This is a genomic window from Massilia sp. CFBP 13721 (assembly GCF_014842025.1).
Taxonomy (GTDB): domain Bacteria; phylum Pseudomonadota; class Gammaproteobacteria; order Burkholderiales; family Burkholderiaceae_D; genus Telluria.
In genome coordinates, this window is record NZ_JACYUY010000023.1 from 78,441 (window position 1) to 101,773 (window position 23,333).

Annotated in this window: 27 protein-coding genes; 12 read left to right on the top strand and 15 right to left on the bottom strand. The window is 66.7% G+C overall.

Going from position 1 to position 23,333, the window contains the following annotated elements:
- Nucleotides 1-23 precede the first annotated feature (23 nt).
- Nucleotides 24-1,064: a L,D-transpeptidase family protein gene (locus IFT60_RS19860; protein ID WP_192054840.1), complete on the bottom strand. Its 1,041-nt coding sequence runs from the start codon at nt 1,062-1,064 to the stop codon at nt 24-26.
- A gap of 146 nt (nt 1,065-1,210) precedes the next feature.
- Here IFT60_RS19860 and IFT60_RS19865 point away from each other — a divergent pair, with 146 nt between their 5' ends.
- Nucleotides 1,211-1,510, top strand: coding sequence for a 2Fe-2S iron-sulfur cluster-binding protein (locus IFT60_RS19865; RefSeq protein ID WP_192054843.1), 300 nt, complete (start codon nt 1,211-1,213; stop codon nt 1,508-1,510).
- On the opposite strand, the gene IFT60_RS19870 is transcribed toward IFT60_RS19865, so the two are convergent.
- Nucleotides 1,479-2,408 (bottom strand): alpha/beta hydrolase family protein, encoded by a 930-nt coding sequence (locus IFT60_RS19870; RefSeq protein ID WP_229511011.1) that lies wholly within the window; start codon nt 2,406-2,408, stop codon nt 1,479-1,481. The genes IFT60_RS19865 and IFT60_RS19870 overlap by 32 nt on opposite strands.
- 131 nt (nt 2,409-2,539) lie before the next feature.
- On the opposite strand from IFT60_RS19870, the gene IFT60_RS19875 reads away from it, so the two are divergent.
- Together IFT60_RS19875 and IFT60_RS19880 are read left to right on the top strand one after the other, a co-directional pair.
- Complete coding sequence (locus IFT60_RS19875) at nt 2,540-2,719, top strand: hypothetical protein (protein WP_192054845.1); 180 nt, start codon at nt 2,540-2,542, stop codon at nt 2,717-2,719.
- 57 nt (nt 2,720-2,776) lie between these two features.
- Nucleotides 2,777-2,950: a hypothetical protein gene (locus IFT60_RS19880; protein WP_192054847.1), complete on the top strand. Its 174-nt coding sequence runs from the start codon at nt 2,777-2,779 to the stop codon at nt 2,948-2,950.
- Nucleotides 2,951-3,016: 66 nt separating this feature from the next.
- Here IFT60_RS19880 and IFT60_RS19885 read toward each other — a convergent pair whose 3' ends face one another.
- A complete protein-coding gene (locus IFT60_RS19885; protein ID WP_192054849.1) occupies nt 3,017-3,190 on the bottom strand; it encodes a hypothetical protein in 174 nt (57 codons plus the stop codon).
- Between the two features lie 203 nt (nt 3,191-3,393).
- On the opposite strand from IFT60_RS19885, the gene IFT60_RS19890 reads away from it, so the two are divergent.
- A complete protein-coding gene (locus IFT60_RS19890) occupies nt 3,394-3,531 on the top strand; it encodes a hypothetical protein (RefSeq protein ID WP_192054851.1) in 138 nt (45 codons plus the stop codon).
- 84 nt (nt 3,532-3,615) lie between these two features.
- Nucleotides 3,616-3,987, top strand: a complete 372-nt coding sequence (locus tag IFT60_RS19895; protein WP_192054853.1) for a hypothetical protein — start codon at nt 3,616-3,618, stop codon at nt 3,985-3,987.
- A 257-nt stretch (nt 3,988-4,244) separates the two neighbouring features.
- Here IFT60_RS19895 and IFT60_RS19900 read toward each other — a convergent pair whose 3' ends face one another.
- From IFT60_RS19900 to IFT60_RS19910, 3 genes are all read right to left on the bottom strand, one after another.
- Nucleotides 4,245-4,457 carry a hypothetical protein gene (locus tag IFT60_RS19900; RefSeq protein WP_229511013.1) on the bottom strand — a complete coding sequence of 71 codons (213 nt, stop codon included), beginning with the start codon at nt 4,455-4,457 and terminating at the stop codon, nt 4,245-4,247.
- Between the two features lie 84 nt (nt 4,458-4,541).
- The gene (locus IFT60_RS19905; RefSeq protein ID WP_192054858.1) at nt 4,542-7,397 is read right to left on the bottom strand and encodes a bifunctional diguanylate cyclase/phosphodiesterase; all 2,856 of its coding nucleotides are present in this window, start codon (nt 7,395-7,397) and stop codon (nt 4,542-4,544) included.
- 119 nt (nt 7,398-7,516) lie between these two features.
- Complete coding sequence (locus IFT60_RS19910) at nt 7,517-8,296, bottom strand: fused MFS/spermidine synthase (protein WP_192054860.1); 780 nt, start codon at nt 8,294-8,296, stop codon at nt 7,517-7,519.
- A gap of 183 nt (nt 8,297-8,479) precedes the next feature.
- On the opposite strand from IFT60_RS19910, the gene IFT60_RS19915 reads away from it, so the two are divergent.
- From IFT60_RS19915 to IFT60_RS19925, 3 genes are all read left to right on the top strand, one after another.
- The gene (locus tag IFT60_RS19915; protein WP_229511015.1) at nt 8,480-9,670 is read left to right on the top strand and encodes a GGDEF domain-containing protein; all 1,191 of its coding nucleotides are present in this window, start codon (nt 8,480-8,482) and stop codon (nt 9,668-9,670) included.
- A gap of 72 nt (nt 9,671-9,742) precedes the next feature.
- Nucleotides 9,743-10,696, top strand: coding sequence for a Ppx/GppA phosphatase family protein (locus tag IFT60_RS19920; protein WP_192054862.1), 954 nt, complete (start codon nt 9,743-9,745; stop codon nt 10,694-10,696).
- 41 nt (nt 10,697-10,737) lie between these two features.
- Nucleotides 10,738-11,451 (top strand): hypothetical protein, encoded by a 714-nt coding sequence (locus IFT60_RS19925; RefSeq protein ID WP_197986403.1) that lies wholly within the window; start codon nt 10,738-10,740, stop codon nt 11,449-11,451.
- Nucleotides 11,452-11,544: 93 nt separating this feature from the next.
- Here the strand turns inward: IFT60_RS19925 and IFT60_RS19930 are convergent, their stop codons facing one another.
- The 6 genes from IFT60_RS19930 to IFT60_RS19955 all read right to left on the bottom strand — a co-directional run bounded on the left by IFT60_RS19930 (nt 11,545) and on the right by IFT60_RS19955 (nt 16,089).
- Entirely contained in the window at nt 11,545-11,832 is a 288-nt protein-coding gene (locus tag IFT60_RS19930) for a hypothetical protein (protein ID WP_192054864.1), read from the bottom strand.
- Nucleotides 11,833-12,100: 268 nt separating this feature from the next.
- Entirely contained in the window at nt 12,101-12,757 is a 657-nt protein-coding gene (locus IFT60_RS19935) for an ABC transporter ATP-binding protein (protein WP_192054867.1), read from the bottom strand.
- Nucleotides 12,758-12,761: 4 nt separating this feature from the next.
- Entirely contained in the window at nt 12,762-13,556 is a 795-nt protein-coding gene (phnE, locus tag IFT60_RS19940) for a phosphonate ABC transporter, permease protein PhnE (RefSeq protein WP_192054869.1), read from the bottom strand.
- The gene (locus IFT60_RS19945; protein ID WP_192054872.1) at nt 13,553-14,380 is read right to left on the bottom strand and encodes a PhnE/PtxC family ABC transporter permease; all 828 of its coding nucleotides are present in this window, start codon (nt 14,378-14,380) and stop codon (nt 13,553-13,555) included. Before IFT60_RS19945 ends, phnE begins: the two co-directional genes overlap by 4 nt.
- Nucleotide 14,381: 1 nt before the next feature.
- Nucleotides 14,382-15,194 (bottom strand): phosphonate ABC transporter ATP-binding protein, encoded by an 813-nt coding sequence (locus tag IFT60_RS19950; protein WP_192054874.1) that lies wholly within the window; start codon nt 15,192-15,194, stop codon nt 14,382-14,384.
- A gap of 16 nt (nt 15,195-15,210) precedes the next feature.
- The gene (locus tag IFT60_RS19955) at nt 15,211-16,089 is read right to left on the bottom strand and encodes a putative selenate ABC transporter substrate-binding protein (protein WP_192054875.1); all 879 of its coding nucleotides are present in this window, start codon (nt 16,087-16,089) and stop codon (nt 15,211-15,213) included.
- A gap of 160 nt (nt 16,090-16,249) precedes the next feature.
- On the opposite strand from IFT60_RS19955, the gene egtD reads away from it, so the two are divergent.
- The 4 genes from egtD (at nt 16,250) to IFT60_RS19975 (ending at nt 19,733) form a co-directional block, all read left to right on the top strand.
- The gene (gene egtD, locus IFT60_RS19960; protein WP_229511017.1) at nt 16,250-17,263 is read left to right on the top strand and encodes an L-histidine N(alpha)-methyltransferase; all 1,014 of its coding nucleotides are present in this window, start codon (nt 16,250-16,252) and stop codon (nt 17,261-17,263) included.
- A 7-nt stretch (nt 17,264-17,270) separates the two neighbouring features.
- The gene (gene egtB / locus IFT60_RS19965) at nt 17,271-18,476 is read left to right on the top strand and encodes an ergothioneine biosynthesis protein EgtB (RefSeq protein ID WP_192054877.1); all 1,206 of its coding nucleotides are present in this window, start codon (nt 17,271-17,273) and stop codon (nt 18,474-18,476) included.
- Between the two features lie 89 nt (nt 18,477-18,565).
- Nucleotides 18,566-19,429 (top strand): YihY/virulence factor BrkB family protein, encoded by an 864-nt coding sequence (locus tag IFT60_RS19970; protein WP_374001186.1) that lies wholly within the window; start codon nt 18,566-18,568, stop codon nt 19,427-19,429.
- Nucleotides 19,430-19,556: 127 nt separating this feature from the next.
- Nucleotides 19,557-19,733: a hypothetical protein gene (locus IFT60_RS19975; protein ID WP_192054878.1), complete on the top strand. Its 177-nt coding sequence runs from the start codon at nt 19,557-19,559 to the stop codon at nt 19,731-19,733.
- A gap of 4 nt (nt 19,734-19,737) precedes the next feature.
- Here IFT60_RS19975 and IFT60_RS19980 read toward each other — a convergent pair whose 3' ends face one another.
- The 3 genes from IFT60_RS19980 to senB all read right to left on the bottom strand — a co-directional run bounded on the left by IFT60_RS19980 (nt 19,738) and on the right by senB (nt 23,135).
- Nucleotides 19,738-20,889: a GGDEF domain-containing protein gene (locus IFT60_RS19980; protein WP_192054879.1), complete on the bottom strand. Its 1,152-nt coding sequence runs from the start codon at nt 20,887-20,889 to the stop codon at nt 19,738-19,740.
- A 180-nt stretch (nt 20,890-21,069) separates the two neighbouring features.
- Nucleotides 21,070-22,125: a selenide, water dikinase SelD gene (gene selD, locus IFT60_RS19985; protein WP_192054880.1), complete on the bottom strand. Its 1,056-nt coding sequence runs from the start codon at nt 22,123-22,125 to the stop codon at nt 21,070-21,072.
- A 26-nt stretch (nt 22,126-22,151) separates the two neighbouring features.
- Nucleotides 22,152-23,135 (bottom strand): selenoneine biosynthesis selenosugar synthase SenB, encoded by a 984-nt coding sequence (senB, locus tag IFT60_RS19990; protein ID WP_192054881.1) that lies wholly within the window; start codon nt 23,133-23,135, stop codon nt 22,152-22,154.
- Between the last annotated feature and the right edge of the window lie 198 nt (nt 23,136-23,333).

A 23,333-nucleotide genomic window follows, 5' to 3' on the forward strand; every position in this document is an offset into this window, starting at 1 on the left:
TCACACCTCCCGGAAAAGTAAAATTACTCCTGCAATACGACTTGCGTGCCGGCGGCCACGACAGCGGCCACTTCGGCGGCGCTCCAGTTCGTCAACCGGATGCAACCGTGCGATTCGGTCTTGCCGATGAACTTCGGCACCGGCGTGCCATGGATGCCATAGTGCGGCTTGGACAGGTCGATCCAGGCCACGCCGACCGGGTTATTCGGACCGGCCGCGATCGTCGCTTTCTTGTCGCCCGGTTGCGCATCCCAGAACAGTTTCGGGTTGTAGTGGTAAGTCGGGTTCGGATGCACGCCTTCGATTTTCCAGGTGCCGACCGGCAGCGGATCGTGTTCGCTGCCGGTCGAGGCCGGATATTGGGCGATCAGGCGTTCGGACGCGTCGAACAGCATCAGCACCTTGCGGCTGTCGCTGACGACGACCTTCGAAGCCTGCGGCAATGCAGCGCCGCCATGCACGCTCGGCACCACGATCTGTTCGCCGGCGCGCGCGAAATTCTTGCCCGGGTTCAGGCGCGCGAGCAGGTCGGGGCTGGCGTGGAATTTTTCGCCCAGGCCTTCGACCGGGGTGGCGTAGCCGAGCTTGGACAGCTTGGCCTTGTCCATCATGTCTTCCGGAATCGGCTGGAAGGGACCGGCCACGTCTTCGTCGGTCAACACGTAGTTGGTCAGGGTCGGCGTCGTGTCCCCGTTCAGGGCGTTCCAGGTGGCGTCGTCGAGTTTGCCGGTGGCTTCCAGGCTGCGCGACTTCTGGAACGAGCTCAAGGCCTGGCGCATGTTCGAGCCGTAGGCGCCGTCGATCTCACCCGGCGAGAAGTGCAGGCGGTCGAGCAGGACCTGGGCGCGCAGCAGGCGTTCGAATTCGGCGCGTTCCTGTGCAGCGGCCTCGGGGGTGAGCACCTGGCCCGGCTGCGGCGTCATGCCTGGCTGCAGGTTGGGCTGTGGAGCCGGCTGTGGCGCTCCCTGCTGTGGCGCGGCTTGCTGCATGGCCTGGGCTGCGGCGGTGAAGGGAATGGCGCCGGTCACGAGGGCGAGGAGGAGGGGAGCGACGATTTTTTTCATATGGCACCTGCAATACTTACGATAGGAAACCCCAGCGTAGGCGCGCGCCACTCAGCGGTCTGTGCGCGAACGAACCCAGCCATCGGCGCATCCTTAGGCTCCGCTTAGGGGCCGCTCGGTTCCACATTCGCGGCTAGAATCGCAGGATGACGACTAACCATACCATCACGCTCCTGCCTCTCGGCAGCACATTTCAGGTGGAGAGCACAGCCGGCGCCACTGTGCTCACGGCGGCGGAAGCTGCCGGTATCAACCTGCCCAATTCCTGCCGCAACGGCACTTGCCGCACCTGCCTGTGCCGGCTCGCATCGGGCACCGTGCGCTACCTGGTCGAATGGCCGGGCCTGTCGATCGAGGAAAAGCGCGAAGATTACCTGTTGCCCTGCGTGGCCGTGCCGACCTCCGATCTGGTCGTCAGCGCGCCGCTGGCGAAGCGGCGGGCTTGATCGCGGTTTTATCCCCAGTGTGCGCCAGTGCGCGTTCGATTGCCGCCAGCACCAGCGGCCACGCGGGCGAGGTCGCCGCCACTTCGTCGTAATGGCTGGCGCCGGGCAGGATCACCACCTCGGCGCCGTCGCCCGCCGCGCGCGCCCGCGCCGCGTAATCGTGGGCCACGCGCGGCGGCGAAATCGTGTCCAGCTCGCCCGTCACCAGGATCGTATGGCTGCCGTTGGGCATCAGCTCGGCCGCATTCGTATCGGCGTAGACGTCGGGCCGCGTGGCGCTCGGCAAGCCGGCCAGTTCCGGCGTGTCGCGCCCGCAGCTCGATTTGATGAGTTCGCGTTCGCGGCGCAGGTCGGCCAGCCCGCCCAGGCTGACGACGGCACGCACCGGCAGCATGCCGCTGCGGTGCAGCGGGCTGGAGGCGGGAATGCGCGCGCGCCCGGCAATCCACTGCACCAGCTGGCCGCCGGCCGAATGGCCGACCGCCACCACCCGCGCCAGGTCGAGCCGGTGCGCGCTCGCCTGCACGGCCAGGGTGTCGAGCGCCGCGTGCATGTCGTCGTACATGCCCGGATAGCCGCCGCCTGCTTCGTCGACCCGGCGGTATTCGACGTTCCAGACGGCGATCCCGCGCGCGGCGAGCGCGCCAGCCATGTTGCGTAGCTGGACGATGCCGCCGAATTTCTCGGTCCAGCAGCCGCCATGCACCAGCACCGCGACCGGGAAGGGGCCGGCGCCCTGCGGCAGGAACAGTTCGGCATATTGCGACGGCGCCGTGCCGTAGGCAACGCGTGCGCTGGGGGCGGGGCCGTTCAGGGCCATGTAGTCGGCAAGTTTCATGGGGGCAGCCGACACCAGGGCCGGAAAGAGAGTGGCGAGCAGCAGGAGTCGAAGTTTCATGTGCCGGAGGAAGGGGAGAAAACATGCACTATACGCATCTTTTCGCGCCGCGCACGATTGAAAACCGACTCCGTTCTTCCATGCTAGGCTGCGCAGAACGTTAATGTTTTCAACTTCACGGGAGAATCATCATGAATGAATCGAAAGCGAACGATACCGGGAGCAAGCAGTCTGATCGGATGTCGGAAGAAGACCTGGCGAAACAGCGCGCCGGCAAGGAAGACAAGAGCAGCCACGACCACATGTCGCGCGAGCGTGCCAGCACCGGCGAAGGCGCCGGCGGCGGCGCCAAGCAGAAGCAGAATCACTGATCGATGCCGGCGGACGCGCGGCGTCCGCCTGTATGACCCCATGAAGAAAGGACGCAGATGACTACCACCGATCCGCACGGCGGCGAACGCGCGAACACGCTGCGTGCCCATTCGACGCCCGACCCCGAGCAGCCGCCACCGACGATTCCGGTGCCCGACGACGTGCCCGATCCGGTGCATGCGCCGGTCGAGGAACCGCTGATTCCCGATCCGCCGATCCGCGCGGGGTAAGCAGCCAATAAACGATTACGCCACCCGAGGGTGGCGTAATCGTTTGGTGCGGATGGTGGACGTCTCTCAATCCTTCGCAGGCTGGTCGCTGCCATTGGTGCCGTTGAGTGGCGGAATTTCCTTGATCATCTCTTCGGTTTCCTTTTCCGCCGGCGTTTTTTCGCCGCTGCCGATGTCGTCCTCGTGCAGGATGGCGCCGCCCTTGGCGGCCGGATCGGTTGGTTGTCGCGATTGATTCATGGTGCTTCCTCCGTGTTCGATATTGGCGATGTTGGAACAATCCTAACAGTCGCCGCATCCCAAGGGCGCGCAATACGACAGTGTGGCGATCTTGCTGAATCACACATAAAGTTACAAATATGTTCGGTGCCGAACGTTCCGTTTGTGTGAGTTTTTTTATAATATTCATACACCGATTTCGACTGAACACGACGGAGAACCAGATGGGCAACTCGCTGCATAACAAGATTTACCTGGGCCGGAGCACCGGCTTCGCATCGCGCCGTTTCCAGGGCGTACTGGCTGTGGGCGCCATCATCGGCGCCGGCCTGGTCTGGATTGCCCTACGCACGCTGCGCTAAGGGTCTGCGCTCGCAAGGCTTGGTTGGTTGCCGTGGCGCCCTGTCGCGGTTACCATGGCGGCCCAGCAGACTGAATGAGCCGCAATGAAGAACGAAAAACTGACGACCGACGAATACAACGCCCTCGAGTTCATCCGCCGTGGCGCGCGCACCGACCGGGTCAATGCCTGCGTCGGCCGCAATGCCAAGCGCCTGGCTGGCCTGAAGATGATCGCTTACGCGCGCGATGGCCGGGTCGACTTGACGGAAAAAGGACAGCAGGTCTTGTTCCTGCGCGCCTGCGTGGAAGCGTTGACGAGCCTGTCAGGAGATCCGGCGGCAACGGTGGCGGGCGACGTGGCGCAGTTCCTGGTTCGCAAATCGCACATCGCGCCGCGCGAGGATGGCGGCTTCGATGTCACGCCGCGCGGGTTGGAGTCGCTGGCCGATATCCAGGCGCAGGAACCGAAGAAGTAAGGTCTTTTTTATGCAGGCCATTGGCAGCGAAAATTTCTCGCTGGCCGTAATGCACCGTAGGGTGGGCACCCGTGCCCACGCGTTACGTACGCATCCTTCCAACTTTCGCTAAACTGACCGTTCGCACCTATGGACGGAAGCGAATAATTAGCGTCACGTATGCAAGAGACGCACGTAACGCGTGGGCACAGGTGCCCACCCTACGTTACACGACTTTCGTGGCATGCTTTAAAAGCAGCGTGATTGCAAACCCAATCTCAATTGCGCCGGCGCCGCTGCGGATACACGAGCGTGCGCACCGCAATTTCCGCCGGTACGTTCATCGCCGCCAGAAATTCGGCCGCGCGCTGCAGGCCGAGCGTCGGGACCGACGCCACCGCCTGGTTGACCAGGTCGCGCGTGCGCAAATCAGTACGCACCACGCGCGTTTGCGCCGCCTGTGCCGGACGGCGCGTTTGTAACTCTTCCATCATCGTTCCTGAAAATTGCAATAGAGACACAACTATTGTAGAGCAACGATGTGAGAAATGCCATGTTCTTGTAGGAATAATCCTTCAAATATGCATGGCGTCCGCTTCGGGGACGATGATTTCCTCTGCCTTCAGCCCGCGGCCCTCGACTAATAGCTGCTCGAATTCCGCCGCCGGCAGCGGTTTACTGAAGTAATAGCCCTGCATTTCGTCGCAGCCGTGGCGGCGCAGGTAGTCGAGCTGCTCGCCTGTTTCCACGCCTTCGGCGATCACGGCCAGCTTCAGGTTGTGCGCCAGCGCGATGATCGAGGTGACGATCGCTTCGTCGTTGGCGTCGCGCGTGATGTCGGCGACAAAACTGCGGTCGATCTTCAGGACGTCGATCGGGAAGCGCGACAGGTAGGAGAGGCTCGAATAGCCGGTGCCGAAGTCGTCGATCGACAAATTCACGCCCAGCGCCTTCATGCGGTGCAGCAGTTCGACCGCGGGCGTGATGTCGCTCATGAACAGGCTTTCGGTCAGCTCGATTTCCAGGTATTTCGGCTCCAGTCCGGTGTCCGCCAGCACGCTTGCGAGGTTCTCGATCAGGTCGGCGGCGCCGAACTGGCGCGCCGACAGGTTGACGGCCACGCGCAGCTTGTCGAAGCCGGCATCCTGCCAGGCCTTGTTCTGGGCGCAGGCGGTGCGCAGCACCCAGGCGCCGATCGCCACGATCATGCCGGTTTCCTCGGCGATGCCGATGAAGCGGTTCGGGGGCACCGTGCCCAGCTCCGGATGCTGCCAGCGGATCAGCGCTTCCATGCCGCACACCTTGCCGGTCTTCATGTCGAGCTGGGGCTGGTAGTACAGCACGAACTCGTTGCGTTCGACGGCCTTGCGCAGCGCGCTTTCGATGCGCACGCGCTCCAGCGATTCTTCGTTCATCGCCGGCGTATAGAACTGGAAGTTGTTGCGGCCCAGCTTCTTGGCGCGGTACATGGCGATGTCGGCATGCTCGATCAGCGTGTCCGGGTCGGTGCGCTCGCTCGGATACACGGCCACGCCGATGCTGCAGGTGACGAAGAATTCCTTGGTGCCGAGCATGACCGGCTGCGCCACCGCGTTCATCACGCGCTGCACGACGGCGGGCGTCAGTTGCTGGTCGCCGCGCTCGGAAACGATGACGACGAATTCGTCGCCCGACAGGCGCGCCACCGTGTCGGCGTCGCGCAGCGACGAACGCAGGCGCGCCGCCACCGTCATCAGGAGCACGTCGCCGGCCTTGTGCCCCATGCTGTCGTTGACGAACTTGAAGCGGTCGAGGTCGATCAGCATGACCCACACCGGATTGTTGCTGCGGGTCGCGTAGGCCACGGCCTGGCCGAGGCGGTCCTGCAGCAGCGAACGGTTCGGCAGGCCGGTCAGCGCATCGTGCTGGGCCACGTGGTGCACGCGCTGCTCGGTGAGCTTGCGCTCGGTGATGTCGCTGCCGGTGCCGCGGTAGCCGGCGAACTGGCCGAGTTCGTCGAACACGGGCTGGCCGTTGACCAGGAACCAGCGCGCCTGGCCGTTATCGTCCAGCACCTGGTATTCCAGGTCGGCAAACGGCTGGCAGGCCAGCACGCTTTCGATGTGCGCGCGGCCGGACTCGGTGTCGTTCAGGGCCGCCAGGTATTCCCAGCGCCGCTTGCCCAGCACGTGCTCGACCGCCACCCCGGCCTTTTCGGAAAAGCCGCCGGTCACCATCGTGAAGCGGAACTGGTTGTCCTGTTCCCAGTACCAGTCCGAGGACATCGACACCAGCTGGCGGAAGCGCTGCTCGCTTTGCTGCAAGGCCTTTTCGGTGCGCTCGCGCGCGACCATGTCGTCGACCAGGCGCCGGTTGGTGCGCTTGAGGTCGGCGGTACGCTTGCGTACCAGTTGCTGTACGCGGCGGGCCCTGGCGCCGGAGGCCTGCACCCAGGCCGCCGCCGTCAGGCTGAGCAGGATGCCGCCGGCCAGCATCGCCAGCGAGGCCAGGTGGTCGGCCGCGAACGGGCGCGGCTTGATGCCCACTTCGACCAGCCAGGGGCGGCCGGCCACGTCCAGCGTGCGCGCCAGGTAAGTCGCGAATTCGGGCGCGATCCAGCTGCCCGCCAGCCCCGCCTGCGGCCGCACGCCGCCGGCGCTGGTGGTGAAGACCATGTCGGCCGGGTCGGGGCGCGCGCCGGCATACACCGACATCACGATCTGGCCGTCGTCGAGCAGGCCGGCGCCGGCCAGCGCCATGCTCACCAGCTCCTCGGCGCGCACCACGACGGCGGTGTCGCCGGCGAGGCGTCCCTCGGCATCGTAGACCGGCAGCATGACCTGGAAGCTCGGCCGCGGATTGGCGTCCTGCACCAGCGGGAACAGGGGCGTGGCGGCGGCGCGCTTGTCGGCGTGTGCGCGCGACAGCGCCGCGTTGATCTGCGGCCGGGTCGCGGCGTCGAAGCCGAAGGCCGCCTCGTTGCCCGCCATCGGCACCAGGTAGTCGACGATGCTGTAGCTGGGTCGGCGCGCCGCCGGCATGCGCTTGCCGTCGTCGGCGCCATCCTCGGTAATGACGGTGCCCGGCAGGACCCGCTGCAGTTCCGCTTCGACCGCGGCGCGTTCGCTGTCCGCCACGATGCGGTGGTAATTGAAGGCCTTGATGAATGGATGGCGCAGCAGCAGCGGCGCCGTGAAATCGTGGAACTGGGCGCGCGTGACCGGGGCGCCGAGGGCGAACAGCTGGTTGGTGACGGTGACGACTTCGACCGCGTCGTGCAATCCCTGGCCGACGGTGGCCACGCGCTGCTCGGCGCGCTGGCTGAACGACAGCGCCAGGTTCTCGTATTCGAGCTGGCTCACGCCCACGAACAGGGCGGTCGAGGCGGCCAGGCCGGCCGCGAGCGTGAGGGCCGCCGCGCGGGTAAGACAGAACGGCAGGCGACGCAACATGACTGTTTCCAAAAGTATTTGCCGAAAAGCACCAAAGCCATCAAGTGTGTCATAGGTCGGGCGGTTTTCGCAAACAAATCCCTATCGTGACGGGGTTAGTACGGCAGGTGTCGCCGGGATCAGACAGGACGCCGGCATGCGCGCCCGGATGCGCGTAATTCCAGGCAGGCAACCAGCGCCCGCGCCAGCCACTTGTTCAGGAAGGGAAGGCCGAGGCCGCGCCGGCGCGGGAAGCGCCGCCTGGCCTCGCGCCGCGTGCTGCACAGGGCGAACAGCAGGTGGTTGTTGCCCGCAATGCCGGGAAACTCGCAGACCTGCCCATGGAAGGCGGCGCCGATCCGTTCGACGATGGCGTCGTGCGCGGGGTCGTAGGCGAGCACGTTCGCCACCAGCACGCCGCCGTCAACCAGCGCGCGCCGGCAATTAGCGTAAAACGCGGCGCTGCCGAGGGCGGCGGGCATGCCGGCGGCGTCGAAGCCGTCGACCAGGATCACGTCGAAGCTGCTCGGGGCGGCGCCGATGAACTGCGCGGCATCGCCGTGTACGACGCGCAGGCGCGCATCGTCGGGCGGCACCTGGAACACGTCGCGCAGCGCGATCACCTCGGCGCTGATTTCGAGCACCGTGATGCGGGTGCGCGCAAAATGGCGGTGGCAGAATTTGACCAGCGAGCCGCCGCCCAGGCCCACCATCAGGATATGGCGCGGACGCGGCACGAACAGGGCGAAGCACATCATGGCGCGCGCATAGTCGAGCACCAGCGCGTCCGGGTGCGAGAGCAGCATCTCGCTCTGGATGTCACCGCCCTCGAATTCGAGCGTGCGCCGGTTGCCGAGCGTGCGCACGCGCGGCGGGGAGCAGGGCGCGGTCGGCTCGATCGGCTCGGGTAGGGAAGACATGGGTGCCAGTATAGAAGAGAAGACGGGGCGCCGCCGCCTGCCTGCACGGGCAGCGTCTTGTTTGCAGGCATGAAATTCTGCTAAGCTGGCCGTCGCCGCCACTGGAGCATCCATGATTCCCGATCGTTCACCTCACTCTCCTCGATACTTCGATTGCCCGGCGGTCGCCGGCCTGGAGGGGGTATGCTGAACGGCGCCATGCTGACGATGGATTCCACCACGATGGTGCTGGTGCTCGGGCTGGGCAACCTGGTGCTGTGCAGCGTGCTGTTCTTCTATGACTACGGCAACCCGCGCGCGCCGGCGCTTGCCAGCTGGGGCCTGTCGAAACAGGTGCAGGCGGCAGCCTGGATCCTGCTCGCGCTCGGCGGCGCGCGCGTGGTGCCCGAGCCGCTGGCGCTGCCCGGCGGCTGGGCCCTGCTGATCGCCGGCGTCGCGCTCGAATCTTCGGCCCTGTGGGAAAGCGCGCACCGGCGCCGCCTGGTGCGCGCCACCGTGTTCGCCGCCATCGGCGCCGTCGTCGTCTTCCTGGCCGCCTACTGGATCGACCCGCTTGGCCTGCGCACGCTGGCAGCGGCCCTGATCCTCGGCGTGTTTTACCTGTTCGGGGCGGCGGCGCTGGCGCGCGGCTGGCGCACGGCCTCGATGCTGCAGCGCGCGCTGGCGCTCGTGTGCGCCATCCTGGCGCTGGTGGTGGCCGCGCGCGGCATCCTGGTGCTGGTCATGCCCGACGGCTGGCGCTGGCTTTCCAACGACCTGCTGCGCCAGCTCTCGACGGTCGCTTTTTACCTGCTGATGCTGGTGAACGGCTTCGGTTGCCTGCTGCTGGGGCGCGAGCGCCTGCAAGGCGACCTGGCGCGCCTGGAAACGCTCGACCTGGTGACCGAGGCGCCGAACCGGCGCGGCTTCTTCAATGCACTGGCGCCGTGGATGGCGCTGGCGCGCCGCCCGGGTTCGCCAACCGCGCTGGTCGTGCTCGACCTCGACAGCTTCAAGCGCGTCAACGACGGCTACGGCCACCCGGTCGGCGACGTCGTGCTGCGCCACGTCGCCGACCTGTGCAAGCGCCAGCTGCGCGACAGCGACTTGCTGGGACGCCTGGTAGGCGGCGAATTCGCCCTGCTGCTGCCGCGTACCGGCCTCGACGAGGCCATGCTAGTGGCCGAACGCATGCGCGCGGCGATCGCGTCCACGCCGGTAAAGACCGAACGCGCCATGATCTCGATGACGGCCAGCTTCGGCGTGACCACGATCCGTCCCGACGACAGCAACGTCACCCTGTTCGGCCGCGCCGGCACGGCCATGCGCGCGGCCAAGGCGGACGGGCGCAATGCGATTCGCCAGGCGCCGCGCGAGACCATCCCGGAAGCTTGACGTCCCGGCGCTCCGTCATCGGGGCGTCACAAACCCGGTTCACACTGTGCCATCGTCCAGCCAGGGTGAACCATGCCGTCTTCCGTCCATTCCGCGCCCCTGTTTGCCGCCGTCGAACTCGGGTCCGACAGCTTTCGCCTGCACGTGGCCGGCTGGGAGCGCGGCGCGCTGGTCGTCGCCGCCAGCCTGAACGAGCCGATCCGCCTGGGCGCGGGCATCGGCGCCGATGGTTGCCTCGATGCAGCCACGATGCGTCACGCGCTGGCCTGCCTGCGCACCTTCCGCCTCGCGCTGGCGCAGTGGGAGGTGCGCGCCGTGCGCGTGGTGGCCACCGCCGCGCTGCGCGTGGCCTGCAATGCGCCCGCTTTTTTGCCGGCGGCGCAGGGCGCGATCGGGCATCCGGTCGAGGTGCTCGGGGCCGAAGAAGAGGGGCGCCTCGTGTACCTGGGCGTGGCCGGCGCGCTGCCGGCCGGACTGGAGCGGCGCCTGGTGCTCGACGTCGGCAGCGGCTCGACCGAGATCGTGGTGGGCCATGGCGACGAGGTCGAACTGGTGCAGTCGTTCGGCGTGGGCGCGCTGCGCCAGGGCCTGACCTTCTTCCGCGACGGGATCTCGCCGGCCGCCTTCGAGGCCGCGCTGGCGTCGTCGCGCAGCCGCTTCGCCGATGCCGGCGTGCTGGCCGGCGCCCTCGGCTGGCGCCGCGCCTACGGCGCCTCGGGCACGGTGCGCGCGCTGTTCGAACTGTCCGGCGCCGATGCCGCCAGTGCGCGCGGCGCCGGCGCGGCGGACCTGCGTGCCCTGCGCCATGCGCTGGTCGAGGAGGGCGGCTTCATGCAGATTGCCGCCCTGTCGAACCAGCCGGCGCGCGCGGCCCAGATGGCCGGCGGTCTCGCGCTGTTGCTGGCGCTGGTCGAGGAACTCGGCATCGACGCGCTGGTGCCGGTGCAGGCCGGCCTGCGCGCGGGCGTCATCCGCGAACTTTATCGGCGCACGGTAGAGGAGCGCCCCTTACGGGAATCCGCCTGATCGACTATATTGTTTACCTTGTTAAGCAGTGGAATCCCCCAGTGAATAAAACCAGCAAAAAAACGGCACCCGCCAAGAGCGCGCCGGCGGCCGCGCCGGCGCGGGCAAAAGCAGTCCCGGCAGCTCCCAAGGCCGCCCGCAGCACCCCGACACCCGTCAAGACCACCCGCGCCGCGCCTGTGAAGGCAGCCGTGGTCAAAGCTCCTGCGAAAGCACCCGCCAAAGTCACGAAAGCGGTCGCCGTCAAGGCTGCGGCCAAACCCGCGGCGAAAGCGGTGGCGAAGCCGCCCGTGAAGAGCGAGGCGAAAGCGGCTACCGGAGTTAAAACGAACGTTGCCACGAAAGCCGCCGCGAAAGCGGTGCCGAAGACCGCACCGAAAGCGGCGCCGAAAGCGGCCAGGCCCGCCGTGCGCACGGCGGCAAAGACGCCGGCGCTCGGCGTCAGGAATGCGGCCAAGGCACTCGTCAAGGCGGCCAAGGAGTCGCCGGCGGCAAGCCGCGCCCGCGCCGCCGAAGCGGCAGCGGCAGAAGGCGCGCGCCCGACGCTGGTACGCGACAGCTTCACCATGCCGGACGGCGAATATGCGGTGCTGGCGGACGTGAAGCAGGCTTGCCTGAAGGCCGGCTTCGAGATCAAGAAGAGCGAACTGCTGCGTATCGGCGTGGCGCTGGTCGGCCGCCTCGACATCGCGACGCTGCGCCAGGTGCTCGACAGTTTGCCGCAGTTGAAGACGGGGCGTCCGCCAAGTCAATAACGGATTTGCGGTGGTGGGCGTATTGCCACGCACTGCGCCCTTGAGAGAACCGTAGGGTGGGCGCAGGGGCGCCCACCCTACGAACCCCGCCGTTTAATGCAGCGCGGCCGAAGTCAACTCCTTCAATTCGCGGATCGGAATATTCGATTTCTCGTGCATGCGCAGCAGGATCGTCGCCCCCACGTTCAGCTTGCGGTGGCGGATCTTGCTGATGATCGGCGGCTGCACTTCCAGCACGCGGCACAGTTCCGCATCGTTCTTCAGATGCAGTTTTTCGATCAAAGTGTCGAGCAATTTGTTCGGCACAAAACTCGATGGTTCGAGCGCGCGGGCGCGGTGCATCGCGGCGAGCATTTCCTGTTTTTTTTGGCGTACGTTCATGTACTCCTCCAAAATGCGTACTTTGGTTGAGGGGACAGGACCGTTCTGGATACGCCCGGGATCTTGATTACTTATGCTGTCGGGTCGTTGTGATATTACTACGCCTGTACGACAGGGGCCGCACTGTTCGTCGGTAAATACGCCGGTAACTACTTTCAACGTGGTTATTTCCTCGCGGAATTCACGCGAAGTTCATCCGAAGTTCATCCGAAGTTCATCCGAAGTTCATCCGAAGTTCATCCGAAGTTCATCCGAAGTTCATCATAACTCACGCCGGGCGCAGCCCTTCGCGTGTGAGGAGCAGTACCTCGTCCGCCATCTCGGCCGCGGCATGCGAGTGGGTGACCATGATGGCGCCGGCGCCGTTGGCGCGAATTTCCGCGCGCAGCAGGCGCAGGATGCCGCCTGCCGTTTCCGGGTCGAGGTTGCCGGTCGGCTCGTCGGCCAGCAGCAGCGCCGGCTTGTGCACCAGGGCGCGCGCGATCGCCACGCGCTGCAATTCGCCGCCCGAGAGCTGGCGCGGGAAATCGGCGCCGCGTCCGGCCAGGCCGACCGCCGCCAGCATCGCTTCGGCGCGCGCCGCGTTGGCGCCGGCATGGTCACGATTCAACAGCAGCGGCAGCGCCACGTTCTGCTGCAGCGTCAGGTGCGGGAGTACGTGGAAGGCCTGGAAAATGAAGCCCATGCGCGTACGGCGCAGGCGCGTGGCGGCATCGTCGTCGAGCGCCGCCATCGGCGTGCCGTCGACGATCACTTCGCCGCTGTCGGCGGCGTCGAGTCCGGCGATCAAATTCAGCAGGGTCGATTTGCCGACCCCCGATTCGCCCATGATGGCGACGAACACGCCGGAGGCGAAGCGGTGCGACAGGTTGGCGAGGACGGCGCGTCCGCCATAGTTCTTGGTGAGGCCAGCCAGTTCGAGCATCAAATTACCTTGTAAGGGCGCGCCGCAGCGCGAAGCTGATCGCATCGACCAGGGCGACCAGCAGCAGCATCGCCAGCACCACGGTGGCGGCGCTCTGCATCTGGAACAGCGACAAATGGTATTTCAGCATCTGGCCCAGCCCGCCGGCGCCGACCACGCCCAGCACGGCCGCGGCGCGGATATTGTTCTCCCAGCGGTACAGGGTGTAAGAGAGCATCTGCGGCAGCGTTTGCGGCAGCGTCGCATAGAAAAAGGCGGACAAGGCCGGCGCGCCATTGGTGCGCAGCGCCGCTTCCGGCGCCGGTTCGGCGTTTTCCAGCGCGTCGGCGAACAGGCGCCCCAGCACGCCGGACGTATGCGCGGCCAGGGCCAGCGTGCCGGCGAAGGGGCCGAGGCCGGCGGCGACCAGCAGCAAGGCCGCCCACACCAGTTCCGGGATCGAACGCAATACATTTAACAGCATCCGTACGCCGGCGCGCGCCGGCATGCCCCAGCGTCCGGCCGCCGGCAGCGCCAGCACCAGGCCGGCAATCACCGCCAGCAGGGTGCCGAGGGCCGACATCGACAGCGTCTCGAGCGCGGCGTTCAGGGTCTTCAGCAGGAAGGGCGTGGCCATCTCGGGCGGCGCGAATCCTTCCAGGAATTCCAGCGTGGTGCCGACCGCCTCGGGCGTGAAAAAGGCGGCCAGGTCGAGGCGCAGCGTGGCGAAGCTGGCCACGACCAGCGCTACCAGGGCAAGCACCAGCAGGGGCGTGCTCCACGAGCGCGGCGGTGCGGGCGGCAAAGTCGGTTTGTTCATCCGAGCCTCCTGCGCAGCAGCGTCGAGACCAGGTCGGCCGCGGCCACCAGCAGCACGAACATCAACAGCATGGTGGCTACTTCGCCGCCGGCCATCATCTTGGTCGATTCGTCCATGCGCTGACCCAGGCCGCCGGCGCCGACGAAGCCCATGATGGCCGAGCCGCGGATCGCGCACTCCCAGCGGTAGATGGTATATGACACCAGTTCGGCGGCGGCGTCGGGCAGGGCGCCGTACAGCAGGGCCGGCAGGCGCCCCGCGCCGTTGGCGAGCAGCGAATCGGTGGCGTGGAAATCGCTCGACTCGAGGATTTCGGCATACACCTTGGCCAGCATGCCGCAATAGGTGAGGGCGATGGCGAGCACGCCGGCCGTGGGGCCGAGCCCGACCACGCGCACGAACAGCAGCGCCCACACCAGTTCCGGCACGCTGCGCAACAGCACCAGCACCCAACGCACCGCTTGGCGCAGCAGCGCCGCCGGCCAGCGCACGCGGCCCGTGCCCAGGCGCGAGATCGACAGCCGTTCGCTGACCAAGAGCGTGGCGGGAATCGCGCCGAGCAGCGCCAGCGCCAGGCCGGCGGTGGCGATGGCCACCGTGATCCAGGTTTCGCGCAGCACCATCGCCAAAAAATCCAGCGAGTGCGCCGGACGCAGGAAGTCGGACAGGAAGCCGCCGGCCGCCGCCAGGCTTTGCAGGTCGAACAGCAGCCAGGGCTTGAATTCGCTGTAGACGAGGGCTGGCCATAGCAAGGCGAGGGCGACGGCGCAGGCCAGCAGGCGGCCGCGCCAGGCCGGGTCCGGATGGGGCGAAACGGCGGTCATCCTAGAAACAGGCGCCGACGGCGATGCGCGCCGGCGATTCGTGGAGTGCGTGCGGCTGCGCTTCGACGGTTTCGTTTTCGTAGAGCGCGGCGATCATGGCGTCGGTCACGCGTTCGCGCGGCAGGTCGAACACGATGCGGCCGTCGCGCAGCCCGACGATGCGCTTGAAGTGCGCGCGCGCCATCTCGACCTGGTGCAGGCTGCACACCAGCGTCGCATTGCGGGTGGCCGCTTCCTGCTGCAGCGTGGCCAGCGTGACGCGCGCCAGCGCCGGGTCGAGCGCGGAGATCGGTTCGTCGACCAGGAAGGCTTCGGCCTGCGAGAGCAGCAGGCGCGCCAGGCTGCAGCGCTGGCGCTCGCCGCCCGAGAGGCGGTCGACGCGCGCATACAGTTTGTCGCCGAGGCCGAAGCGCGACAACGCCTCGAAGGCCGCTGCCGGATCGACCGGCTTGAACAGGGAGCGCAGCGCGCGCCCCAGGCGCCAGTGCGGCAGGCGCGCCGCCAGCACGGCGGTGACGACGCGCTGGCGCGGCGGCAAGGGCGGCGTCTGCGGCGCCAGGAACAGGCGCGCGCGCAAGGCATGGCGCGCTTTTTGCGGCAATGCCCATGGGTCCAGCCCGAACAAGGACAAGCCGCCGCCGGCCGGCCGGTGCGCGCAAGCCAGCGTCGCCAGCAAGGTCGTCTTGCCGGCGCCCGAGGGGCCGATCAACGCCAGCTGCTCGCCCTGCTGCACGACCAGGTCGAGTTCGTGCAGCGCGGCGGCCTTGCTTCCGGTCAGGTGGCGTACCGTCAGTTTGTCGAGCTTGAAACTCATAGGCGAAAGGGCGGTCTTATTTCAGCAGGCCGGCATTGCGCGCCGCCGCTTCGATCGCCTTGTAGTTCTCGACCTTGGTCGGCACGAATTTCGTTGCACGCTGCAGGTCGAGGATTTCCTTGCCTTGCGGAGTCGAGGCGTCGAGCGCCAGGAAAGCGTCGCGGATCTTCTTTTGCAGGGCCGGCGCCATGCTGCTGTGCACGGACCAGTTGTAGTCGTAGTAGCCCGGCGTGGTGTAGAACACGCGCACCGTCTTCGGATCGACCTTGTTCGCTTCGACCAGCTTTTCCCAGACCGAGATATTCAGGGCGCCGGCATCGACCTTGCCGCCGGCAACGGCCGCGACGGTGGCGTCATGCGCGCCCGAGAAGGCGATGCGTTTCAGGTCGGTGTCGGGGTTGATCCTGGCGCCCAGCAGGAAGGAACGCGGCATCAGGTGGCCAGAGGTCGACGATTCCGAACCAAAGGACAAGGTCTTGCCCTTCAGGTCGCCCAGATTGTTGATGCCGGGCTGGGTCGTGATGAACACCGAGCGGAACTTTTCGTCCTCGGCGCGCTGCACCAGCGGCACCACTTGCCCCTTGCTGCGCACGTTGGCCTGCACGAACGTAAAGCCGCCGAACCAGACCATGTCGAGCTTGTGGTTGATCAAGCCCTCGACCGAGGCGGCGTAGTCGGTCACCGGGGTGAACTCGACCTTCAGGCCGGTGGCCTTGGCCAGGTAATCGCCCAGCGGCTTGAACTTGCGCTGGAGTTCGGTCGGCGCTTCGTCGGGAATGGCCGACACGCGCAGCACGCCCGGGGTGTTCTGGGCGCCGGCGCTACCGGCGGCGAACAGCAGGGTGGCGGTAACGGACGCGGCGAGCAGCGATTTCAAGGCGGAGATCGGGGACATGGGGAACTTTCTTCTTGTATGTGAATGGAAACGACGGCGAGCACGCTTGAGCAGCACGCGAACGCGGGGGAATTCAGGTATCCGCTATGATAGCAAAAACAGCAACATCCTCCCTAGCGGGGGCGCATCGGGCGCTCCGGCGGCACGAATGATAAACCTTATGCTGACGACATGCACGACAGAGAGGCAAGCGCCGGCCGGGGTTGCCGCGACTGCCAATGCCAATGCCAATGCAAATGCAAACGAGCACGCCGGTGCGCACCTGACCGCGGAGCTGTCCGATGGCCTGGGCGCATGCCAGGCCACGATTTCGCCCAAGTTCCTCTACGACGCGCTCGGCTCGAAACTGTTCGAGGCGATCTGCGAGCTGCCCGAGTATTACCCGACCCGCACCGAAGCCGGCATCTTCGAGCGCCACGGCCATGAAATCGCGCGTGCCTGCGGTATGCACACCACGCTGATCGACCTAGGCGCGGGCAATTGCGCCAAGGCTGCGTCGCTGTTTCCGCTGCTGCGCCCGGCGCAGTACGTCGCAGTCGACATCTCCACCGAGTTCGTGAGCGAAGCGCTGGCGCGCCTGCGGCTGCGCTTTCCGCACATCGACATGCGCGCCCTCGGCCTCGATTTTTCCAGCGGACTGGCGCTGCCGGCGGACGTACGCGCGGAGCGGCGCCTGTTCTTCTATCCCGGCTCGTCGCTCGGCAACTTCACGCCTGCGGAAGCGCGCGCCTTCCTCACGCGCCTGCGCAAGAGCTGCGGCGCCGATGGCGCCTTGCTGATCGGTATCGACCTGGCCAAGGACAAGGCCATCCTCGACGCCGCCTACGACGACGCGCTCGGCGTCACCGCCGCCTTCAACCTGAACGTGCTGCGCCACGTGAACCGTTTGCTCGGCAGCGACTTCGACATCCGGCACTGGCGTCACGTCGGCTTTTATCACGAGGCGGCCGGCAGGGTCGAGATGCACCTCGAAGCGAGGGAAGCGCAGCATGTGCGCTGGCCGGGCGGCGGGCGCGATTTCGCCGCCGGCGAACGCATCCATACCGAGAACAGCTACAAGTACCGCCAGGCCGACGCCATCGGCTTGCTCGAACAATCCGGTTTCGAGGCCACCCGCGTCTGGACCGATGCGCGCTGCCCGTTCGCCGTCATCCACGCGCAGGCGCTGGCCTGAGTCGACCATGTTGCGCGATCTATTCCAGTCGGTGCGCGGACGTTCGCTGCAGCTGGCCGCGCCGCTCTCGACCGAGGATTGCTGCGCCCAGTCGATGCCGGACGCCAGTCCGATCAAATGGCACCTGGCGCACACCACCTGGTTTTTCGAAACCTTCATCCTCGAAGCGCACGAACCCGGTTTCAAGCCCTTCCATCCGGCCTTTCGAGTACTGTTCAACTCGTATTACAACGGGGTCGGCGCGAAACACCCGCGCGCGCAGCGTGGCTTGCTGACCCGGCCGTCGTTGGAGGAGGTGCGCGCCTGGCGTCGCGACGTCGATGCGCGCATGGCGACGTTGCTGGAGACGTGCGACGATCCGGCGCTGCTGGCACTGGTCACGCTGGGCCTGCAGCACGAGCAGCAGCACCAGGAACTGATGCTGACCGACGTCAAGCACTTGCTGGCGCAAAACCCGATTGTCCCATGCTACGACGGCGAGGGAATGGCGCCCGACGCGCCGCCGCTGCCGCTGGAATTCCTCGACTTCGACGGTGGCCTGGTCGAGATCGGGCACGACGGCCGCGGCTTTGCTTTCGATAACGAGTTGCCGCGCCACCGCAGCTATGTCGCGCCGTTCGCGCTGGCGTCGCGCCTGGTGACCAACGGCGAATACCTGGCCTTCATCGAAGCCGGCGGCTACCGCGATCCGGCCCTGTGGCTGGCCGAAGGCTGGGACCGGGTGCAGGCGGGCGAATTCGGCGCGCCGCTGTACTGGCGTCGCCAGGAGAATGGCGCCTGGCATGAATTCACCCTGCACGGCGAACTGCCGCTCGATCCGGCGCGCCCGGTCACGCACCTGTCGCTGTACGAGGCCGATTCCTATGCGCGCTGGACCGGGGCACGCCTGCCGACCGAGGCCGAATGGGAATTCGCCGCGCGCCTGGCCGGCATCGAGGCGGGGCGCCTCCATCCCGCTGCTGCTAGTGACGCCGGCCTGGCCCAGATGTTCGGCGCTTGCTGGCAATGGACCAGCAGCAGCTACGCGCCCTATCCCGGTTATGCCCCGGCGCCCGGCGCGGTTGGCGAATACAACGGCAAGTTCATGGTCAACCAGTACGTGCTGCGCGGCTCGTCCTGCGCCACGCCGGGTGGCCACGCGCGCGCGAGTTACCGCAATTTCTTCCCGGCTGGCGCCCGCTGGCAATTTACTGGCATCAGGCTGGCGCGATGAAGGTCATCAGTCGGTTACGCCTGCGCCGCCTGCGGGTGCGCCGCATGCGCGTGCGCATCCTCAATCGGCGCGCCAACGCCTACATCCTGATGCACCCGCTCGCCTTTACGCTGAGCGTGCTAAAGGGTTTTCGCGCCAACCAGGGCTTGCTGCTGGCGGGCGCCGTCGCCTATTACGCGCTGCTCTCGATCGTGCCTTTCCTGATGCTGGTGGTGGTGGGGCTGTCGCACTTCATCGACCAGGCCGAGCTGCTGGAGACACTGCGCCGCTACCTGGAACTGCTGGTGCCGGGCCAGTCGCCCTCGATCGTGGCCGAGGTCGCCAATTTCCTCGACAACCGCGACCTGATCACCTGGGTACTGGGCGTGACCATGCTGTTCTTCAGCTCGTTTGCCTTCACCGTGCTGGAAAACGCGATGAGCGTGATCTTCATCCACCGGGTCGCGAAGCGGCGCCGCCATTTCCTGGTGTCGGCTGTGCTGCCGTACTGCTACATGCTGGCGCTGGGCGCCGGCGTATTGCTGGTGACGCTGGTGGCGGGCACGCTACAGGTGATGGGCAAGGAAAGCGTGCACCTGTTCGGCGCCGACTGGTCGCTGGGCGGGGTCTCGGGCGCGCTGCTCTACCTGATGGGCCTGGGCGGCGAAATCCTGGTGCTGACCTCGATCTACCTGGTGATGCCGGTCGGGCGCCTGTCGCTCTCGCATGCGCTGGTGGGTGGGGTAACGGCGGCGCTGCTGTGGGAAATCGCGCGTCACGTGCTGGTCTGGTATTTCTCCACGCTGTCGCAGGTGAACGTCGTCTACGGCTCGATGACGACCGCGATCGTCGTCATGTTCAGCCTCGAGATCGGCGCCACGCTGCTGCTGTTCGGGGCGCAGGTAATCGCCGAATACGAGCGCGTCGGGCGCGGCAGGCAGGATGCACACCCTCCCATGACGACTGCCGCCTGAAGCGAAGCGCCGACCGGTGCGCGACGCTCCTGTCTTGTTCTACGTCAATTTCGCAACGGAAAGCCAATGGCACAGTACGCTCTTGCGCCGGCATAACGCTGGGCAAACAACGAGAACGGGAGCTGTCATGGAAAGTGGCGTTATCCTGGGTTTGCAATTGCCGGTCATGCTGGCATTTTTCGGGTTGCTGGCAGGGCTGGTCCTGCTGGCGCGCCAGCTGCACAAACTGCGCCAGCCGGCCGTCGTCCGGCGCGGCGCCTATCCTCCTCAAGCCCACTACAAGGGGCCTTCCCATCCGGACTAAGCGCTTAGAGGACGACGCTGCGGTTGCGCCCTGCGGATTTGGCCGCATACAGGGCGCGGTCGGCGCGTTCGATCGCCTGGTCGATCGGCTCGCCTTCTTCATGGCGGGCGAAGCCGGCCGAAAAGCGCACCCGCACCTCAGGCAGTGACTGGCTGGCCGGCATCCCGGCCAGGCTGTCGCGCAGGCGCGCCACGGCCAGGGTCGGATCGCCCGGGGTCGATTCCGGCAGCAGCAGCAGGAATTCCTCGCCGCCCCAGCGCCCGATCATGTCGGTGGTGCGCAGCACGACCTGCGCTTGCGCGGCGAATGCGCGCAGCACGGCGTCGCCCGCGGCATGGCCGTAGGTGTCGTTGATGTTCTTGAAGTGGTCGAGGTCGATGATGCAGACATAGAAACGCGGACCGCCGCGCGCGTGCCGCGTCGCGTGTTCCTGCAGCAGCGTCATCATGCGGCGCCGGTTCGGCAGTCCCGTCAGTTCGTCGCGCGCGGCCATTTCCTTGATGTGGGCGAGCGCCTGCTCGAGTGCGATCTTTTGCGTTTTCAGGCGCGTGCGCATGGTCGACAGCCGGCTCGACAGCGAGGAAATGGCCAGCATCACGATCGCGGTCAGCGCAAAATTGAAGATTTCCTGGCGTGCCGGGTAATGCAATGGATCCTTGGCGGCGCAGGCGTACATCACGACGCCCATCAGCGTGACGGTGTACATGCAGGCATGGCGCACGGCGGTGGGGCGCAGGCGGAACATGCCGAACACCATCACCAGCGCCAGCATGATCACGGTCGCGCCGTGCACGGGGCCGGTCAAGGCATAGGCCGCCGCAATCAGCGTCTGCCCCAGGATGGTTTGCGGCATCGACAGGGTGGGATCGCTGAAGTGGCGGTTCAGGCCGCTGCGGATGAGGCCATAGAAGCCGGCAATGAACGTGAAAAACAGCCCCGTCAGGCCGCCGACCTGGCGCGCATCGGCCACGCCGATACTGACCGCGTAGACCAGCAGCAGGACCACGGTGACGGTGACCAGGGCGGCCAGGCCGAGCAGCGCCAGGGTCCGGCGTTGCAGGCTGTCGTCGCCGAGGAGGGCATTGGCCAGGCGGGCGGTGCGGCGGATGGGCCGGTCAGGGTCGAGCGCCGCCGTGGCGGCCAGTTGCGTGGGCATTGTCTCTGGATGTGTTGTTGGCTTGGTGGCCGGTCTGGCGCCGGCTCAGATGATTATACAACCGACAATTCTTGAAAAAACAAGGGCCGGCTTTTGCGGAGGCAAAATAAAAATGTTGACACGGCAACTCTTTTGCATGCCGTGTGTTGACATATCGACTTCCTGCTCCGATAACCTTGTTCAGGCCGTGACGACGACCCGCGGCGTACCGGCGGCCATGCGGCCGATGACTTTCGCCTCGCCGAAGCCTTCCCGCGCGAACAGGGCCAGCACGGTGTCGGCCACCGCAGGGTCGCACGAGACCAGCAGGCCGCCCGAGGTTTGCGGGTCGGTCAGCAGGGCTTGCTGGGCAGGGGTGATGGCGTCCGCCAGCGCGACGTCCTTGCCATAGGCATCCCAGTTGCGCCCGGACGCGCCGGTGAAATAGCCGTCTTGGGCCAGTTGCAGCACGCCCGGCAGCAGCGGAATGTCGGCCATGTCGAGTTCGGCCGTCAAGTGGGCGCCGCGCGCCAGTTCCAGCAGGTGGCCGAGCAGGCCGAAGCCGGTGACGTCGGTCAGCGCATGCACGCCGTCCATTGCCGCCAGCGCCTGGCCCGGCTTGTTGAGCTTGGTGGTATTGGCGATCATCGCCGCGTAGCCGTCCGCATCCAGCAAGTCTTTCTTCAGCGCGGCCGAGAGCACGCCCACGCCCAATGGTTTACCGAGGATGAGGAGGTCGCCGGCACGGGCGTCGGCATTGCGTTTCACGCGGTCCGGGTGCACCAGGCCCAGCACCACCAGGCCATAGATCGGCTCGACCGAGTCGATCGTATGGCCGCCGGCGATCGGGATGCCGGCTTCGGAGCACATCGACTCGCCGCCGCGGATGATCTCGCCGATGGTTTCCAGTGGCAGCTTATTGATCGGCATGCCGACCAGCGCCAGCGCCATGATCGGCGTGCCGCCCATCGCGTACACGTCGGAGATGGCGTTGGTCGCGGCGATGCGGCCGAAATCGAACGGATCGTCAACGATCGGCATGAAGAAATCGGTAGTGGCGATCAGGGCTTGCTCGTCGTTGAGCTTGTAGACGGCGGCGTCGTCGGCGGTCTCGATGCCGACTATCAGCTGGGGCGGCACCGGGAAGCCGCTCGACTTCTTGAGGATTTCGGCCAGCACGCCGGGCGCGATCTTGCAGCCGCAGCCGCCGCCGTGCGAGAAGGAAGTCAGTTTGATGGTCTGCGCGGGCGCGTTCATGTTCGGTTCCAATCCATATTGAGTGTTCAGGCTGCCCGGCTCGGCGGGCGCAGCAGATTATCCACCAAGTCGGCCAGCGCCGCTTGTTCGGTGGCCGGGGCGAAGCGCGGCGCGCGCGCGGCGCACTGGCGCCGCAGCAGTGCGTCGAAGGCGGCGTCGCGCGCACAGCGCTCAATGAGTTGCGCCAGCGCGGCGGCGTCGCCCGGCGCGAAGTAGCCGGCATAGTCGTCCCCGAGCATGCCGACGTTGCCCTCGATGTGCGAAGCCAGCACCGGCACGCCGCTGGTCACGGCTTCGATGATGACGTTGGCGCCGCCTTCCATGTGCGAGGCAATGACCATCGCGCGGCAGCGTTTCAGGCGCTGGCGGGTGTGCGCGTGCGGAAGCGGGCCGAGCCAGCGGTAGCGCGGCGTGGCCGCCTCGGTGGCGCGTGCGGCCTCCAGCAGGGCAGGAGCGAGCGCGCCGCCGATGTGCAGCAGGCGTACGCGCGCATCCTGCACCAGTGCCGCCGCGCGCATGAAGGTCAGCGGATCCTTCTCGAGCCGGAGGTGGCCGATCATGCAGATGTCGACGTGGCGCGCGGCGGGACTGGGCTGTATGGGACGCAGCGCCGGCGAGGACTGGTAGATCACGTGGGTTTTCGCGCGCAGGTGCGGCGCCAGGCGCGCCGGCCCGGCGTCCTGCAGCACCACCAGGGCATCGGCGGCTTCGAGCGCGGCGCGCGCCTCCTGCGAGGTATCGATGTCGCGGTACAGGTCGGTGCCGGTCAGCACCAGCATGGTCGGGCGCTCGGGATGGGCGCTGCGGAAGGCGGCAAGCGCCTCGGCCGAACGGCGCGCGTGCAGGGCGATCAGCAGGTCGGGCGCCGGGTCGCCCGCGTTCCAGTTTGATGCCACATCGACCCGATGCCGGCCGCGCAGGAAGCGCGCCCAGCGGCTGGCGGTCTGCCAGTTGCCGTTGTTGTCGCGGGCGGCGGCGGGGCTGACGATGAGGATGCGCTTGCGGGCCATCGGACGATTCGGGAAGCTGGACGGGAGCGCGATTATACGTCGGGTAGGTGGCACGATTGGCATGCGAGCGGCGATTAAACGCGTGGGCGGCGTACGCGGTGCGTCTATGCCGATTGTCGGGTGGAGCCGTCCACCCTAACGGTCATTGCGAGCGGCGCCACCCCGGAGCATGAAAGAGAATAGAGGTGGAAGGCAACG

Bases quoted from the DNA above. Each gene is read 5' to 3' on its own strand.
- IFT60_RS19860 (WP_192054840.1), bottom strand. From the start codon at position 1,064: ATGAAAAAAATCGTCGCTCCCCTCCTCCTCGCCCTCGTGACCGGCGCC.
- IFT60_RS19865 (WP_192054843.1), top strand. From the start codon at position 1,211: ATGACGACTAACCATACCATCACGCTCCTGCCTCTCGGCAGCACATTT.
- IFT60_RS19870 (WP_229511011.1), bottom strand. From the start codon at position 2,408: ATGAAACTTCGACTCCTGCTGCTCGCCACTCTCTTTCCGGCCCTGGTG.
- IFT60_RS19875 (WP_192054845.1), top strand. From the start codon at position 2,540: ATGAATGAATCGAAAGCGAACGATACCGGGAGCAAGCAGTCTGATCGG.
- IFT60_RS19880 (WP_192054847.1), top strand. From the start codon at position 2,777: ATGACTACCACCGATCCGCACGGCGGCGAACGCGCGAACACGCTGCGT.
- IFT60_RS19885 (WP_192054849.1), bottom strand. From the start codon at position 3,190: ATGAATCAATCGCGACAACCAACCGATCCGGCCGCCAAGGGCGGCGCC.
- IFT60_RS19890 (WP_192054851.1), top strand. From the start codon at position 3,394: ATGGGCAACTCGCTGCATAACAAGATTTACCTGGGCCGGAGCACCGGC.
- IFT60_RS19895 (WP_192054853.1), top strand. From the start codon at position 3,616: ATGAAGAACGAAAAACTGACGACCGACGAATACAACGCCCTCGAGTTC.
- IFT60_RS19900 (WP_229511013.1), bottom strand. From the start codon at position 4,457: ATGGAAGAGTTACAAACGCGCCGTCCGGCACAGGCGGCGCAAACGCGC.
- IFT60_RS19905 (WP_192054858.1), bottom strand. From the start codon at position 7,397: ATGTTGCGTCGCCTGCCGTTCTGTCTTACCCGCGCGGCGGCCCTCACG.
- IFT60_RS19910 (WP_192054860.1), bottom strand. From the start codon at position 8,296: ATGTCTTCCCTACCCGAGCCGATCGAGCCGACCGCGCCCTGCTCCCCG.
- IFT60_RS19915 (WP_229511015.1), top strand. From the start codon at position 8,480: ATGCTGAACGGCGCCATGCTGACGATGGATTCCACCACGATGGTGCTG.
- IFT60_RS19920 (WP_192054862.1), top strand. From the start codon at position 9,743: ATGCCGTCTTCCGTCCATTCCGCGCCCCTGTTTGCCGCCGTCGAACTC.
- IFT60_RS19930 (WP_192054864.1), bottom strand. From the start codon at position 11,832: ATGAACGTACGCCAAAAAAAACAGGAAATGCTCGCCGCGATGCACCGC.
- IFT60_RS19935 (WP_192054867.1), bottom strand. From the start codon at position 12,757: ATGCTCGAACTGGCTGGCCTCACCAAGAACTATGGCGGACGCGCCGTC.
- phnE (WP_192054869.1), bottom strand. From the start codon at position 13,556: ATGAACAAACCGACTTTGCCGCCCGCACCGCCGCGCTCGTGGAGCACG.
- IFT60_RS19945 (WP_192054872.1), bottom strand. From the start codon at position 14,380: ATGACCGCCGTTTCGCCCCATCCGGACCCGGCCTGGCGCGGCCGCCTG.
- IFT60_RS19950 (WP_192054874.1), bottom strand. From the start codon at position 15,194: ATGAGTTTCAAGCTCGACAAACTGACGGTACGCCACCTGACCGGAAGC.
- IFT60_RS19955 (WP_192054875.1), bottom strand. From the start codon at position 16,089: ATGTCCCCGATCTCCGCCTTGAAATCGCTGCTCGCCGCGTCCGTTACC.
- egtD (WP_229511017.1), top strand. From the start codon at position 16,250: ATGCTGACGACATGCACGACAGAGAGGCAAGCGCCGGCCGGGGTTGCC.
- egtB (WP_192054877.1), top strand. From the start codon at position 17,271: ATGTTGCGCGATCTATTCCAGTCGGTGCGCGGACGTTCGCTGCAGCTG.
- IFT60_RS19970 (WP_374001186.1), top strand. From the start codon at position 18,566: ATGCACCCGCTCGCCTTTACGCTGAGCGTGCTAAAGGGTTTTCGCGCC.
- IFT60_RS19975 (WP_192054878.1), top strand. From the start codon at position 19,557: ATGGAAAGTGGCGTTATCCTGGGTTTGCAATTGCCGGTCATGCTGGCA.
- IFT60_RS19980 (WP_192054879.1), bottom strand. From the start codon at position 20,889: ATGCCCACGCAACTGGCCGCCACGGCGGCGCTCGACCCTGACCGGCCC.
- selD (WP_192054880.1), bottom strand. From the start codon at position 22,125: ATGAACGCGCCCGCGCAGACCATCAAACTGACTTCCTTCTCGCACGGC.
- senB (WP_192054881.1), bottom strand. From the start codon at position 23,135: ATGGCCCGCAAGCGCATCCTCATCGTCAGCCCCGCCGCCGCCCGCGAC.